The sequence below is a fragment of the Verrucosispora sp. FIM060022 genome (assembly GCF_003977705.1).
GTDB classification, from domain to species: domain Bacteria; phylum Actinomycetota; class Actinomycetes; order Mycobacteriales; family Micromonosporaceae; genus Micromonospora; species Micromonospora gifhornensis.
Genome location: NZ_RQIV01000002.1, coordinates 556,414 through 571,167 on the forward strand (window position 1 = coordinate 556,414; position 14,754 = coordinate 571,167).

General features: G+C 71.4%; 13 protein-coding genes. 7 read left to right on the forward strand and 6 right to left on the reverse strand.

The window, feature by feature from the left end; genetic code table 11:
• Positions 1-64 precede the first annotated feature (64 nt).
• From EG812_RS09175 to EG812_RS29265, 3 genes are all read left to right on the forward strand, one after another.
• Complete coding sequence (locus tag EG812_RS09175) at positions 65-4,444, forward strand: S8 family serine peptidase (RefSeq protein WP_126711320.1); 4,380 nt, start codon at positions 65-67, stop codon at positions 4,442-4,444.
• 389 nt (positions 4,445-4,833) lie between these two features.
• Entirely contained in the window at positions 4,834-6,000 is a 1,167-nt protein-coding gene (locus EG812_RS09180) for a glycosyltransferase family 2 protein (protein WP_013736142.1), read from the forward strand.
• Between the two features lie 13 nt (positions 6,001-6,013).
• Positions 6,014-6,154 (forward strand): hypothetical protein, encoded by a 141-nt coding sequence (locus EG812_RS29265; protein ID WP_013736143.1) that lies wholly within the window; start codon positions 6,014-6,016, stop codon positions 6,152-6,154.
• 273 nt (positions 6,155-6,427) lie between these two features.
• On the opposite strand, the gene EG812_RS09185 is transcribed toward EG812_RS29265, so the two are convergent.
• From EG812_RS09185 to EG812_RS09200, 5 genes are all read right to left on the reverse strand, one after another.
• Positions 6,428-6,751 carry a DUF1416 domain-containing protein gene (locus EG812_RS09185; protein ID WP_013736144.1) on the reverse strand — a complete coding sequence of 108 codons (324 nt, stop codon included), beginning with the start codon at positions 6,749-6,751 and terminating at the stop codon, positions 6,428-6,430.
• 1 nt (position 6,752) lies between these two features.
• Positions 6,753-7,601 (reverse strand): sulfurtransferase, encoded by an 849-nt coding sequence (locus EG812_RS09190; protein WP_013736145.1) that lies wholly within the window; start codon positions 7,599-7,601, stop codon positions 6,753-6,755.
• 211 nt (positions 7,602-7,812) lie between these two features.
• On the reverse strand, positions 7,813-7,890 hold the full coding sequence (locus EG812_RS30050; protein WP_311202345.1) for an Ms5788A family Cys-rich leader peptide: 78 nt from the start codon (positions 7,888-7,890) through the stop codon (positions 7,813-7,815).
• A 72-nt stretch (positions 7,891-7,962) separates the two neighbouring features.
• Complete coding sequence (locus EG812_RS09195; protein ID WP_013736146.1) at positions 7,963-8,748, reverse strand: LmeA family phospholipid-binding protein; 786 nt, start codon at positions 8,746-8,748, stop codon at positions 7,963-7,965.
• A gap of 124 nt (positions 8,749-8,872) precedes the next feature.
• Positions 8,873-9,907 carry a hypothetical protein gene (locus tag EG812_RS09200; RefSeq protein WP_126711322.1) on the reverse strand — a complete coding sequence of 345 codons (1,035 nt, stop codon included), beginning with the start codon at positions 9,905-9,907 and terminating at the stop codon, positions 8,873-8,875.
• 253 nt (positions 9,908-10,160) lie between these two features.
• Here EG812_RS09200 and EG812_RS09205 point away from each other — a divergent pair, with 253 nt between their 5' ends.
• From EG812_RS09205 to mshD, 3 genes are all read left to right on the forward strand, one after another.
• Positions 10,161-10,901 carry a winged helix-turn-helix transcriptional regulator gene (locus tag EG812_RS09205; RefSeq protein ID WP_043725879.1) on the forward strand — a complete coding sequence of 247 codons (741 nt, stop codon included), beginning with the start codon at positions 10,161-10,163 and terminating at the stop codon, positions 10,899-10,901.
• A gap of 104 nt (positions 10,902-11,005) precedes the next feature.
• Entirely contained in the window at positions 11,006-11,830 is an 825-nt protein-coding gene (locus EG812_RS09210) for a polysaccharide deacetylase family protein (protein WP_013736149.1), read from the forward strand.
• Positions 11,831-11,904: 74 nt separating this feature from the next.
• Positions 11,905-12,816 (forward strand): mycothiol synthase, encoded by a 912-nt coding sequence (gene mshD / locus EG812_RS09215; RefSeq protein ID WP_013736150.1) that lies wholly within the window; start codon positions 11,905-11,907, stop codon positions 12,814-12,816.
• A gap of 12 nt (positions 12,817-12,828) precedes the next feature.
• Here mshD and EG812_RS09220 read toward each other — a convergent pair whose 3' ends face one another.
• Positions 12,829-13,659 carry an NUDIX hydrolase gene (locus EG812_RS09220; protein WP_126711323.1) on the reverse strand — a complete coding sequence of 277 codons (831 nt, stop codon included), beginning with the start codon at positions 13,657-13,659 and terminating at the stop codon, positions 12,829-12,831.
• A gap of 88 nt (positions 13,660-13,747) precedes the next feature.
• On the opposite strand from EG812_RS09220, the gene EG812_RS09225 reads away from it, so the two are divergent.
• Entirely contained in the window at positions 13,748-14,716 is a 969-nt protein-coding gene (locus EG812_RS09225) for a Gfo/Idh/MocA family protein (RefSeq protein ID WP_126711324.1), read from the forward strand.
• Positions 14,717-14,754 lie beyond the last annotated feature (38 nt).

The following is a 14,754-nucleotide window of genomic DNA, read 5'->3' on the forward strand; positions in this document are numbered from 1 at the left end:
TCACGACCCGGCCCGCGGATGCCCGGCCCGAGTCGATCGGGACGACGACGTGGGGGAGGAACCTTTGTTCACACGACCATCCGCACGGTCACCACGATGGCGGGCGGTGGCGATCGCGACCGCTGCGCTGCTGGCCGTCACCGCACAGCCCGCGGTCGCCGCGCCGGCACCGCAGCCGGCACCACAGCGGGCCACCGTCGACCAGGCGTTGGTGGACCGGCTCGCCACCAGCGACACCACCGCGTTCCTGGTCTACCTGCGGGAGACCGCACCGCTGGCCGAGGCCGCCAGGACGCGCGATGCCGATGAGCGGGCCCGCGCCGTGCACCGGCTGCTCACCAGCACCGCCGCCCGCAGCCAGGCCGACCTGCGCGAGTTGCTCGACGAGCGGAAGGTGCCGCACACGGCGTACTGGATCGCCAATGCGATCCGGGTCGAGGGCGACAAGGCGTTGGTCGACGAGATCGCCGGTCGGCCCGAGGTGTCCCGGATCGCGCCCAGTCGCAGCTACCCCCTGCTGCTGCCGACCTCCAGCGAGGCGACCCGGGCGCGTACCGCCGCCGTCGAGTGGGGGCTGACCAACATCGGGGCACCCCGGGTCTGGGAGGAGTTCGGCGACCGCGGTGAGGGCATCGTGGTGGCCAACATCGACAGCGGTGTGCAGTACGACCACCCGGCACTTGTCGCCTCCTACCGGGGCAACCTCGGCGGCAGCTTCGACCACGCGTACAACTGGTTCGACCCGGCCGGGATCTGCACCGGCACCGCGCCCTGCGACAACAACGACCACGGCACCCACACGATGGGCACCATGGTCGGCGACGACGGGGCCGGCAACCAGATCGGGGTGGCACCGGGCGCGAAGTGGATCGCCGCCAAGGGCTGCGAGGCACGCAGCTGCTCCGACGCCTCCCTGCTCGCCTCCGGCCAGTGGGTGCTCGCACCCACCGACGCCAACGGCCAGAACCCCCGGCCGGATCTGCGTCCCGACATCGTCAACAACTCCTGGGGCGGCGACGGCGGTGACCCCTGGTACCAGCAGACCATCGCCGCCTGGCGGGCCGCCGGGATGTTCCCCGTCTTCTCCTCCGGCAACGACGGCCCGAGCTGCGGCAGCGCCGGTTCCCCCGGCGACAACGCCAACGCGTACGCGGTCGGGGCCTACGACGTGAACAACGCCATCGCCAGCTTCTCCGGTCGCGGCTCCGGCACCGACCTGATCAAGCCGAACGTCGCGGCGCCCGGCAGCAACGTACGCTCCAGCGTCCGCAACGGCGGGTACGCCTCGGCCAGCGGCACCTCGATGGCCGCCCCGCACGTGTCCGGCACCGTGGCGTTGGTCTGGTCCGCCGCGCCGAGCCTGCGCGGGGACATCGCCGGCACCGAGGAACTGCTGGACCGCACGGCCCGCGACGTCGACGCGACCACCTGTGGCGGCACCCCGGCCGACAACAACATCTTCGGCGAGGGCCGGCTGGACGCGTACGCGGCGGTCCGGGACGCACCCCGAGGCTCGGTCGGCCGGGTCACCGGCCGGGTGACCGACGCGGCCGACGGCGACCCGGTCAACGGGGCGACCGTGACCGACGGCACCCGTACCACCAGCACCGGCCCCGACGGTCGGTACACGCTTAGCGTGCCGGCCGGCGAGAGCACGGTGACGGTCAGCGCCTACGGCTACGTCGGCCAGTCGGCGACCGTCACCGTCGCCGAGGGCGGCGCCGTCACCCGCGACTTCGCGTTGACCGCCAACCCGACGGTCACCGTGAAGGGCAAGGTCACCGACGCTTCCGGTCACGGCTGGCCGTTGTACGCGCGGATCGAAGTGGCCGGTCGACCCGGCGGTCCGATCTTCACCGACCCGGTGACCGGGCGCTACTCGTTCACCGCGCCGGGTGGCACCTCGTACCGGCTCACCGTCACCGCGCGGTACCCGGGTTATCAGGCCGTCACCCGCGACGTGGCGGTGGCCGCTCGGGACGTGACGGCCAACATCGCCGTACCGGTCGAGGCGAGCTGCGTCGCCGCCGGTTACTCGGGCCAGTTCGGTGCTCCGCTGCTGACCCAGAGCTTCGACGGCACGAGTGCGCCGTCGGGCTGGACGGTGACCAACCGCACCGCCTCCGGTGGCTGGGTCTTCAACGACCCGCGCTCGCGCGGCAACCTGACCGGCGGCTCGGGCGGGTTCGCCATCATCGACAGTGACGCCCTGGGCAGCGGCAACACCCAGGACACCGACCTGGTCGCCCCGCCGCTGAACCTGTCCGGCGCGACCGCACCGGTGCTGCGCTTCCGCAGCGACTGGCGGGCGGTCGGCATCACCGACACGGCCGACATCGACGTCTCGACCGACGCCGGAGCGACCTGGACCAACGTCTGGCACCAGACGTCGAGCCGGCGTGGGCCCCGGGTCGAGGAGGTGCCGCTGACCCCGGCCGCCAACGCCGAGTCGGCGCTGGTCCGATTCCGGTTCAAGGGCACCTTCGCCTGGTGGTGGCAGGTGGACGACGTGGAGGTGGTCAACCGGGAGTGCACGCCGGTGCCGGGCGGCCTGGTGGTGGGCAACACCACCGACCGCAACACCGGTGAGGCGATCAACGGGGTGACGGTGGTCAGCGACGACCAGCCGCAGGACAGCGCGGTGTCGACGGCCACCCCGGAGGACGGCGCCCAGCCGGACGGCTTCTACTGGATCTTTTCCACCCTGACCGGCACCCGGCCGTTCACCGCCAGCCGAACGCCGTACCAGTCGGTCACCAAGGACGTCGCGGTGGTCGAGGACGGGGTGAAGCGGACGAACTTCGCCCTCGGTGCCGGGCGGGTGACGGTCAGCCCGACCAGCATCGAGTCGCACCAGCGGCACGGCCTCGTACGGACCACCACGGTGACGGTACGCAACACCGGTAGCGCGCCGGCCGAGGTGGATCTGCTGGAGCGTTCCGGCCAGTTCGCGCTGCTCACGCAGGGTGCTGGCGCGCCTCTGCAGGTGCAGAAGATGAAGGGCATCAGCAAGGAGCGGTCCGGTATCGCGTACGGCGGTGCCGCGCCGGAGTCCGCTTCGACCGCCGCCGACGACGCGTGGACTGAGATCGCCAAGCTTCCCGCGTCGATCTACGACAACGCGGGGGCGTGGCTGGACGGCAAGGTCTACTCGGTCGGCGGTGGCAGCAGCACCGGCACCGAACGCAAGGCCTGGGTGTACGACCCGAGCGCCAACGCCTGGACCGCTCTGCCCGATTTGCCGGTGGCCCGCTCGAAGCCGGCAGCGGCAGCGGTCAACGGCAAGCTCTACGTGATCGGTGGATGGGGTGGCAGTGGTAACACGGTAGCCACGGTCGACGTCTTCGACCCGGCCGCCGGCACCTGGAGCACTGTCCCGGGTGCCACCAACCCGACCCCGGTCGCGGCGGCCGGCGCGGCGGTGCTCGGCGGAAAGGTTTACCTGGTCGGTGGCTGCGCCGACGCCACCTGCACCGACAGCAACCGGGTAGTGATCTTCGACCCGGCCACGGGTTCCTTCCGTACCGGTGCCAACTACCCGCATCCGGTGTCCTGGCTGTCCTGCGGCGGGATCGGATCCTCGGTCTACTGCGCCGGTGGCACGGGCAGCACCGAGTACACCGACGCCTACCGGTACGACCCGGCGGCCGACAACTGGAGCCCGCTGCCGAGCATGCCGCTGGAGCTGTGGGGCTCGCAGTACGCGGCGGCCGGCGGGCTGCTGGTGCTGGCCGGCGGGGTGACCGACGGGTCGACGGCGGTCACCAACCGCACCGTCGCCTTCGACCCGGCCACCGGGGCGTGGCGTGACCTGCCGAACGCCCGGTTCGGCAGGTACCGGGGCGCCGCCGCCTGCGGCGCGTACAAGATCGGTGGTTCGCCCAGTTCGTTCGTGGGCAGTCCGGACAGTGAGCGGCTCGGTGGCCTGGACCTCTGCGCAGCCGAGGCGGACCTGCCCTGGCTGAGCACGTCGCCGAGCACCTTCACGCTCGCTCCGGGCGCGTCCCGGACGGTGACCGTGACGCTCGACGCCACCACCGAGGCAGGCGTCCTCCAGCCGGGCCGGTACGCCGGTGAGCTGGCGATCGCCTCGAACACCCCCTATCCGGTGACCCCGGTGTCGGTGGAGATGAACGTGTCCCCGCCGAACAACTGGGGCAAGATCCAGGGCACGGTCACGGGTACCACCTGCGGCGGCGTCACCGTCGGCATCCCGGCGATCGTGCGGGTGAACCTGATCTCGGCCGGCACCGGCACCACGCTTACCGCTGACGCCAGCGGTAAGTACGCCTGGTGGCTGCCGCGAGGCCGGTACGAGGTGATCGTCGCCAAGGACGGTTGGGTTCCGCAGGTGCAACGTCACCAGATCGAGGCGGGCATCGTGGGCACGCTGAACTTCGCCCTCGACCCGGCTTCCACCTGCACCAGAGCCACCGGCATCTGATCCGACAACCTTCTGGTGGCCGCCGGTCGTTCATCGACCGGCGGCCACCGCTTTCTGCCGGGGGGGATCCGCGCGGAACGGCCGGGGTGGCGAAGACCACTTCGGCGGGGAGCGCCTGGTCGCGGAGGGTCCTGAACCCGGTCAAACGGGCGGGTCGGTGGCACTTCGGGCAGCCCGGCCAGCCAGCCTGGCCTGCTGGTTCGCGGCTCCGCGCCGCCGCGAGGACATTCACGGATGGTCCGATCGGCCGAATTTGATCACCAGACTTGGCGATCTATCAAATATCACTTAGCGTTATCGGCGAACCTCCAACGCGAGTAGCGCTCACCTCCCCCCTACCTGCGAATTGACCCCCTATGCCCGAAGTTCTGCTGACCGTATCGATTACTGTGAGTAGTCTCGTACTGCTCCTCATCATCGGCTCCTTCGGGTACGGCTTCCTCCGTCCGGCCGTGGGCTACCAGCCGCGCCACGCCGCCCGCCCCCCGCTCTACGGGCCGGTACGCGCGGACCAGGTCGCCATCCTGATCGCCTGCCGCAACGGCGCCGCCACGATCGCCGCGACGGTACGCGCGGCGCGGGCCACCGGCAGCGACGTCTACCTGGTCTCCGATGCCTCCACCGACGAGACCGCCGAACTCGCCGCCGGGGCCGGTGCCTGGGTTCTGCCGTTGACCCACAACGTCGGCAAGCCGGCCGCCCTGCATACCGCCTACGAGGCCTTCGAACTCGGCCGTCGCTACCGGGCAGTGGCCATCCTCGACGACGACGTGGTGGTCGCACCGGACTTCGTCACCGCCGCGCTGGACAAGATGACCGACGAGGTCAGCATCGTGGTGGGGCACAACGCCACCTGGTGGCCGCCCGAGCGACGCTGGAACCCGTGGCTGGCCAAGCGGGCGTACAGCTACTGGATGTACCAGGCGGTGATCCGCCGGATCCAGAGCCACTTCAACGTCATGAACTGCATCTCCGGCTCGAACTCCATCTACCGGACCGAACTGCTCGACGTGGTGCTGCCCACGCAGCCGCCGTACATCGTCGACGACACCTACTGGGTGCTGGAGACCCACCGACGCAACCTCGGCCGGGTCGTCTACGCACCCCGCGCCCTGGCCCACCTGCAGGACCCGACCAACCTGCGCGACTGGTACCGGCAGAACCTGCGCTGGATGTGGGGCACCTTCCAGGGCGTCATCGGTCACCGCGTCGGCCGGTACGCGACCCGCTTCGACTACGCGTACCTTCTGTTGATCCTGCACTGGCTGCTCTACGTGGCCGGCGGCCCGCTGACCCTCTGGCTGATCGCCACCGCCGGCCCCGGGCTGCTCCCCGGCCTGCTGTTCCTGCTGGCCGGCCACGGCATCTGGGTGGGGATCGCCGCCTGGCGGCTCCGCCACCCGCAGCTTCCGCTCTTCCTACCAGTGATCATCGTCGCTGACCTGCTGTACCGGGTGATCCTCGTGCACGCCCTGGTGAAGGCGATCCGTCAACCCACCGTCGAACGATGCGTCTGGGACTCCCCGGCCCGCATCGCCGTCGGTGCGAAGGGGTGAGGGAGGTGAACACATGTCCGCAAACCAGGACCTCCCGCTGACCGGCGCCTCGACGGCCGCCGTCGGCCTGGTCGGCAGCATCCTGCTGGGGCTCGGCGCCCTGCTGGTGACCGTCGCCAACCTGGGCGCCAAGGCCCGCCGCAAGATCAGCTGATCGCGCGAGCGCCAGCTCGAAAGAGCAACAACCACACGCGGTACGGCCGTCGGGGCAACCCGGCGGCCGTACGCACTTCCCAGGCCAGCAGCATCGCCCCGGACCACGCCCAGCAGGTACGGCGATGTTGCGGTATCGACCGGTCCCGCACCCAGCAACTTCGGCGTTGTTGCGAAACCGCCTGCCCTTCCCTCGTCGGGGCGGGAACGGCGCGTGGCCCGGGTCCCCCGACGATGGGAGGGACACGGGCCACGCGGCCAGTGGTACGGGGGGTCAGTCGCCGACCGTGACGGTCACCTCGGTGATGCCCCGACCGGCGGTGACGGCGATGTCGCCGTTGCCGTGGCGGGACAGGGCCCGCAGGGTCCAGTTGCCGGGCGCAGCGAAGAAGCGGAACTGGCCGACCGGTGAGGTCACCACCTCGGCGGTGAACTCACCGGTGGAGTCGAGCAGTCGGACGTACGCACCCGGCACCGCCTCGCCCTGCGCGGAGTGGACGACACCGGTGATGACGGTTTCCTTCTCCAGATCGATGCTGGCGGGCAGCGGCGCGGCCTGGTCGGGTGCAGCGCAACCAGCGGCGGTGGGTGCGGTCATCTCAGGCCTCCCCCGGCTCATCGCCGAGCGCGATCGGCACGCCGATCAGCGAGCCGTACTCGGTCCACGAGCCGTCGTAGTTCTTCACGTTGGGGTGGCCGAGCAGCTCCTGGAGGACGAACCAGCTGTGCGAGGAGCGCTCGCCGATCCGGCAGTACGCGATGGTCTCCTTGCCGTCGTCCAGCCCCGCCTCGCCGTAGAGCTTGCGCAGCTCGTCGTCGGACTTGAAGGTGCCGTCCTCGTTGGCCGCCTTGGACCACGGCACGCTGATCGCGGTCGGGATGTGGCCACCGCGCTGCGCCTGCTCCTGCGGCAGGTGGGCGGGGGCGAGCAGGCGGCCGGCGTACTCGTCGGGGCTGCGCACGTCGACCAGGTTCTTGGTGCCGATCGCGGCGACGACCTCGTCGCGGAAGGCCCGGATGCTGTTGTCCGGCTCGCTGGCGACGTACTGGGTGGCCGGGCGGGTCACGGTGTCCTTGACCAGCGGCCGGGCGTCCAGCTCCCACTTCTTGCGACCGCCGTCGAGCAGCTTGACGTCGCGGTGGCCGTAGAGCTTGAAGTACCAGTACGCGTACGCGGCGAACCAGTTGTTGTTGCCGCCGTAGAGGATGACGGTGTCGTCGTTGCTGATCCCCTTCTCGGAGAGCAGCGCCTCGAACTGGGCCTTGTTGACGAAGTCCCGCCGGATCGGGTCCTGCAGGTCGGTCTTCCAGTCGAGCTTGATGGCGCCGGCCAGGTGGCCGGTGTCGTAGGCCGAGGTGTCCTCGTCGACCTCGACGAAGACGACGCCCGGGGCGTCGAGGTTCTTCTCGGCCCAGTCGGCCGAGACGAGTGCGGTGTCGCGACTCATCAGATCACTCCCTGGTGAGGATGGATGGTGAGCCAGCGCGCGGAGGCTGTGGGATGTTCAAGTTGTCGCACCACGCGCGGGACCCATAGCTAGGAACGGATCACGGGTTTGTGCGACGGCGCCGCTGCCGGGCGTCCGGTGGGTGCACCGGGATGGAGTACGCAAACCCCGAGTGCCGATGGCCGCTATGCGGCCGGAAGCAGCCCCGCCGTCAGATGACGGGGCGACACAGGCAGGTGGCCACGCGGCACAGGTCGACCGCGCGCCGTTTGGTGAGGAGCGTCCCCATGACCAGGGAGCCTACCAGTGATCCCAATTTTCTCCAGGGGCCCGACCAGCATCCGGGACGTTGAGCCCGAGGTCAGCCAACCGAGTTGATCGGTACGTCCCGCGCATCGGCGGTCACCGTCAGCCCCTGGGGCTGCGGGAGCACCTCCCGGACGGTGAGCTGGAACGGCAACTCCGGCAGCGGCACGTCGACCGAGATGCTGCGGGCGAAGTTGTTCAGCAACGTACGGGCCAGCGGGGCGCTGGGCAGCCCTTCGGCGTCGAGGTCCGCGAACCGCAGGGCGATCTGCCCCTCGTCGCTGACCACGATGTCGGCGACGCCGGTGACGGTGAGCTGCTGACCGAGGACGTCCAGGGGGGCGGTGACGGCGAGTTGCCCGTTGCGCTCACCGAGGGTCAGCCCTTCCCGGTCGAGCAGGGCGGCCAGGCTCTGGTAGCTGATGGTGGCGGTGCCGTTGACCGTCTCGGCCACCACGTCGCCCTGACCGGTACGCAGGGTGTCCAGCGAGGCCCGCACGTTGCGGGCGTCCACGTCGAGGCTGGGCAGCGAGATCGCGTCGCCCTGCACTGCGCCCTGCACGTCACGCATCCGGATGGTGATGCGCTCGTACCGCCCGTCGACGACCTGGGTGAGGAACGGGAACCCGCCCACCTCGACCTCCGGCGGCGCGGACTGCGCCTGCTGGCGAGCCACCTGTTGGCGAACCTCGTCGGCGATTCTGCGCTCGGCCACGCTGGCCGCCACCCGGTCGGCGATGACGACCAGCCCGGCGAGGACCAGCAGCAGGACGACGAACCCGATCAGTAGCTTGCGACCCCGTCGCCGCGGTCGCCGGTCGTACGTCTGCTCGTGGTCCACGCCGCCTCCTGTCTTCACGTACGCCGGCGCGTACGCCGACTGTCTCTGACGTACGCCGATGCCGGCGCACGAGTGTTACCCGGAGCCCGAATTGCTCAATCACCGCCGGTGCCGCAGCGGTCGGTCACAGCAGGAGCCGGCACATCAGGTACGCGGCCGGTGCCACCATCGCCAGCGCGCCCAACGGCCCCTGCACATGCCGGGCCGCCCACACGGTGGGCTGTTCACCCGCCATCAACCGGCCGGCCTCGGCGTAGCTGACCGCGAGGTCGGCCAGCACGGCGACCCCCGCCGCGACCAGACCGAGGATCGCGGCCCTGGTCGGAGTGAACGGGGTGACCAGGTAACTGCCGAGCACCGCGCCGACCAACGTACCGACCATCGCCCCGCCGACCACGCCCGCTGCGCCCCGGGGCACCTGGGGTGCGAGGCGGGGCCAGGCGGCGAAGGCGTCGGTCGCGCGGGCGACCGCCACCGTGACCGCGCCTGCGGTGAGGCAGACGACGATGGCCTGGGTGCCGGCGGGGATCCGGCTCAGCACGATCAGCGTGGCGAAGGCGACCGTGCCGAACATGATGGTGGCGGTGGTCCGCAGCGAGTCGGTGACCCGGACCCGGTCCACCCGGCGCACCAGTTGACCGAGCACCGTGGCGAGCACCGCGCCGATCGCGATGTAGAGCAGCGGCCCGAGTCGCGCCTCGGAGCTGCGTACGGCCACCGCGTCGGCCGCCAACGCGGACAGTGCGCCGACGCCGAGCACCACCGGCAGGGCGGGTGGTCGGGTGACCATCGTCCAGCCCAGCAGGAACAGCATCTGCACGGTGAGCACGACGAACGTGAAGGGCAACCGGTGGTCGGGCCCCGACGTGTGCGCACCGAGGACCAGGCCGAGGCCGAGGAGCGCGGCGAACCCGGCGATGGCGAGCGAGAGTTGCCGGCTGACCTCGACCGGCGGCTCCGTCTCCTCCTCGTCGTCACCGTCGAGCGCCTCGTCGGAGCGGCGTGCCGAGCCGCCACGGCGCAGGCGTCGCGGGCCGCCGGAGCGACGCGCCTCGTCGTTCTCCACGGTCGGGCCGGTCGACGGTGCCGCGCCACCGGCCGGGGGCGGGTCGTCCGCCCACGGCTCGCGGCCGATCTCGGGTGAGCTGGAGGGAAACACCCACCGATGGTGCCAGACCGACCGCAGATCGCGGGTGCCAGCGTTTCCGCCAGGTTAAAACCTGAGCCGCGATCGAGGGCAGATGGGGCAAACGGGAAATCACGCCCGGGCTCGGCGCAGTCGATCGGTTACGCTCATGCCGAAACCCGCCCGTCAGCGACGCCGGGACCCACGGATGTTCCCAGCGCCATATCCGCCAAGGAGTGCCGCTGGTCGCGCGCGGCCGCACGGGGCCGCCGGGACGGAGGTGATCGTGGAGATCCTGCTGCTGGTGACCGCACGAGCCGGCGAACCATCTGCAGTGCTGCCGGCACTGGACCTGCTGCCGCACTCGGTACGCACCGCACCGCGCGACGTTCGCACCCTGGTCGCCGGGCCGAGCCCGGACGCCGTCCTGGTCGACGCCCGCTCCGAGTTGAGCGAGGCGCGGGCGACCTGCCGGATGTTGCACGCGACGGGGCTCGGCGTACCGCTTGTCGCGGTGGTGACCGAGGCCGGCCTGATCGCCCTGAACGCCGACTGGGGAGTGGATGACGTCATCCTCGCCTCCGCCGGCCCGGCCGAGGTCGAGGCCCGGCTGCGGCTCGCGGTCGGTCGGCTCAGCAACGCGACGGCCGGTGTCGGTGGTTCCATCCGGGCCGGCGAGCTGATGATCGATCCGGACACCTACGCCGCGAAGCTCAAGGGTCGCCCGCTCGACCTGACCTACAAGGAGTTCGAGCTGCTCAAGTTCCTCGCCCAGCACCCGGGCCGGGTCTTCACCCGCGACCAGCTGCTGCGCGAGGTCTGGGGGTACGACTACTTCGGTGGCACCCGGACCGTCGACGTGCACGTCCGGCGGCTGCGGGCCAAGCTCGGCTCGGAGTACGAGTCGATGATCGGCACGGTGCGGCAGGTCGGCTACAAGTTCGTCGTGCCGTCCTCGCGCAACTCGCTCTCCGACGCCGTCGAGTCGGCGTCGCTCGCTGCACGGCCCCTCACCGTCGAGGGCTAATTTCGCATATGCCCCTTTTGGGCGGCTTGGCAGTCATATGGTGACTGCCAAGTTGGCCAGCGGGAGGGGCAGCGGTGCGCGGTTATCACGGGGGCACGGGCCGAGTGCTCGGGATCATCACGCTCGTCGTGACGGCGGTGCTCGGCTCGGCGTACCTGCTCGGCCGGAGCCTGGTCCCCGATCCACCGCGCCACGACTCGGCGGTCACCGCCACCGGCGCTGACCACCCCGAATACGCCGACCAGTCCGCCGAGGCCGACCCCGGTCACCCGTCCGCCAGCCCGTCGAACCCGCCGAGCCCGTCGGACGGGACGGACCCGAACTTCGGCCCGATGGGCACCCGGCTGAGCACCGGCACCAACGAGGTGGCGCTCACCTTCGACGACGGCCCGAACCCGGACTACACCCCGCAGATCCTCGCCATCCTGCGGGAGTACCACGTCACCGCCACCTTCTGCGTGGTCGGGCAGAACGCCCAGGCCTACCCGTGGCTCGTCCAGCAGATCGTCGACGAGGGCCACACCCTGTGCAACCACAGCTGGAACCATGACGTGAGCCTGGGCGGCCGGTCGCCGGATCGGATCCGCGACGACCTGCTGCGTACCAACGCCGCGATCCACGCCGCCGCGCCGGACGCCCCCGTCACCTGGTACCGGCAGCCCGGCGGCGCCTGGACCTACCCGGTCATCTCCGTCTCCCGCGACCTCGGCATGACGCCTCTGCACTGGACACTCGACCCGTCCGACTGGCGGGCGCCCGGCGCCACCCGAATCGCCTCGGTAGTGCTGTCCGAGGCCCGCCCCGGATCGATCGTGCTGCTGCACGATGCGGGCGGTGACCGGCAGGGCACCGTCGACGCGCTCTACCGCATCCTGCCCGACCTGACCGCCCGCTTCGACCTGCAGGCCCTGCCGAAGCACGGTACGTGAGGGACCCTGCCGGGTGCGGATACCGTTTCGGGGATGAGCGAGCGAACGCAGACCGAGGCCCCTGGAGCGCGGGTATGACCAGTACGCAGGTGAGCCGGCTGGACCGGCTCGATCCCGCACAGATCGCCGAGGTCGTCGACCTCGCCCGGGCGGCCGGCGACACCGACGGCGCGGACCCGCTGGACGAGCAGATCCTGCTTCGACTCCGCGACGAGCGGGCCCCGGCGATCCACCTCGTCGCCCGTGGCACCGACGAGACGCTGACCGGGTACGCGCACCTCGACACCACCGACCCGGGCACGGGTGTCGGGGTAGGACTCGTGGTGCATCCGGCGTACCGGCGACGGGGCATCGGGCGGGCGCTGGCGCAGCAGGTACTGGCGAACGCCGCCCGACCAGTGCGGGCGTGGGCGCACGGCGACCACCCCTCCGCCGCGGCACTCGCCGTCGACCTCGACTTCCGTCGCGCGCGCGTGCTCTGGCAACTGCGTCGGCCGCTCTCCTCCCCGCAGCCCGAACCCCGCCTGCCCGACGGGGTGACCCTGCGCGCGTTCCGTCCCGGCGTCGACGACGAGGCCTGGCTGGCCCTCAACGCCCGGGCCTTCGCCGAGCACCCCGAGCAGGGCCGGTGGACCGCCGACGATTTGCGGGTACGCCTCGCCGAGCCATGGTTCGACCCGGCCGGCTTCCTGCTCGCGGTCGAGTCGGCGACCGGCCGGCTGCTCGGTTTCCACTGGACGAAGGTGCACGAGCGTCCTGGCTCGGCCCGCATCGGTGAGGTGTACGTGCTGGGCGTGGATCCGTCCGCGCACGGCGGCGGGCTCGGCCGCGCGCTGACCACGGCCGGGCTGACGTACCTGCGGGAGCAGCGCGGCCTGGACCGGGTGATGCTCTACGTCGACGAGTCGAACACCGCGGCGGTGGCGCTCTACGAGCGGATCGGCTTCGCCCGCTGGTCCGCCCACGTCAACTACCAGCTCGGTTGAGGGCTCACCGGCTCAGGTCAGGTGGAATCGGGGGTCGTCCGGGTCGGACAGGTCCAGCCGGGGAGTGATCGGCGTGGCCGCGTCCCGGGCCGAGGCGGCTCGCGCCACCGCGTCGAGGTCCGGGCAGGCGGCCACCTCGCCGAGCGTGACCAGGGTGGGCGGGAGCATGCTCAGCTCACCGGCCCCGGCACGCGCGCAGGCGTCGGCGGGTCGGATCCAGAGCGTGTGGTCGGCCTCCCCGGAGACGTCCCGGGTCCGCTGCCCCTCGGGCAGCAGCGCCACGAAGAAGTACGTGTCGAACCGACGCGGCTCGAACTCCGGCGTCACCCACCGGCTCCACGGCAACAGCAGGTCCGATCGGAGGGTGAGCCCGCGCCGGGCGAGCAGTTCGGCGAAGCCGGTACGGCGCTGCTCCAGGTCGGCGCGGGCGCGTTCCCAACTGTCGTCGCTGACGTCACCGACGACCCGGCTCCCGTCCGGCCCGGCGAGCAGCACCCCGGCCTCCTCGAAGACCTCGCGGGCCGCGGCGCAGACAACCGCCTGTGCGGCGGCCGGGGCAAGGGCGAGGGTCTCGCCCCAGCTCGCCGGCGTCGGGCCCGCCCAGTCGACTCCGGTGGTGGAGTCCGAGGGGTCGACCCCGCCGCCGGGAAAGGCGTACATGCCGCCGAAGGCCATCGCGGCGACCCGACGGATCAGGTACGCCTCGTAGCCCTCCCGGGCCGGACGCAGCAGCAGAACGGTGGCCGCCACCCGGGGTACCGGCGGCTGACCGCCACTGGTCCAGAACCGGCGGGCGTGCTCCACCAACGCAGGCGGGGCGGGGTATCCACGGTCGGTCGTCATCGCCCAGCAGCCTAGCCGGGCGCTCGTCGCGGTCTCGACGGGTGGATCAGCCGTACGACGCAGTGGTGATCTTCGGTAGCGTCACGCCATGACTCGTTGGGGCATCCTGGCCACCGGCCACATCGCCGCCCGCTTCGCCGAGGACCTCCGGCTGGTGCCGGGGGCCGAGCTGGTCGCGGTCGGCTCACGAACCGCCGAGAGCGCGCAGCGCTTCGCCGACCGGCACGGCGCTGCCCGGGCGTACGCCTCCTGGGCGGACCTGGCCGCCGACACCGACCTGGACGTCGTCTACGTGGCCACCCCGCACGTCGCGCACTACGAGGCGGCCCGCACCTGCCTGGCCGCCGGCCGGGCGGTGCTGCTGGAGAAGCCGTTCACCCTCGACCTGCCCACCAGCACCGAACTTGTCGACACCGCCCGCGCGGCCGGGGTCTTCCTGATGGAAGCGATGTGGATGCGCTGCAACCCGCTCATCCTGCGGGTCTGCGAGCTGATCGCGGACGGCGCGATCGGGACCGTGACCAGCGTCCGGGCCGACTTCGGCCTGGCCGGTCCGTTCCCGCCCGAGCATCGGCTGCGGGCCCGGACGCTGGGTGGTGGCGCCCTGCTGGATCTCGGCATCTATCCGGTGAGCCTGGCCCACCTGCTGTTGGGCGTGCCGCAGCACGTGCGGTCGTGGGCGAAGCTGGGTCCGGAAGGCACGGATGAGAACACCGGCCTGGTCCTCGGGTACGACTCGGGCGCGATTGCCACGCTGAGCTGCGGCCTGGTCGGGGCCACCGGCGTCACCGCGTCGATCACCGGCACCGCCGGGCGGATCGACCTGCCCGAGCCGTTCTTCCGGCCGGAAGCCTTCCACCTGCACCGGGAGGGCGCCGAGTCGGAGACGTTCACCGTCGAGCTGGTCGGCTCGGGTTACCAGTACGAGGCCATCGAGGTGCAACGTTGCCTGGCCGAGGGGCTGACCGAGAGTCCGCTGGTGCCGCACTCCGCCACGCTGGAGATCATGGGGCTGCTCGACGAGGTCCGCGCGCAGATCGGTGTCTCGTACCTCTGAGGTGCTGCGTGTTAAAAGGGGCCCCCTGTACTACGCGA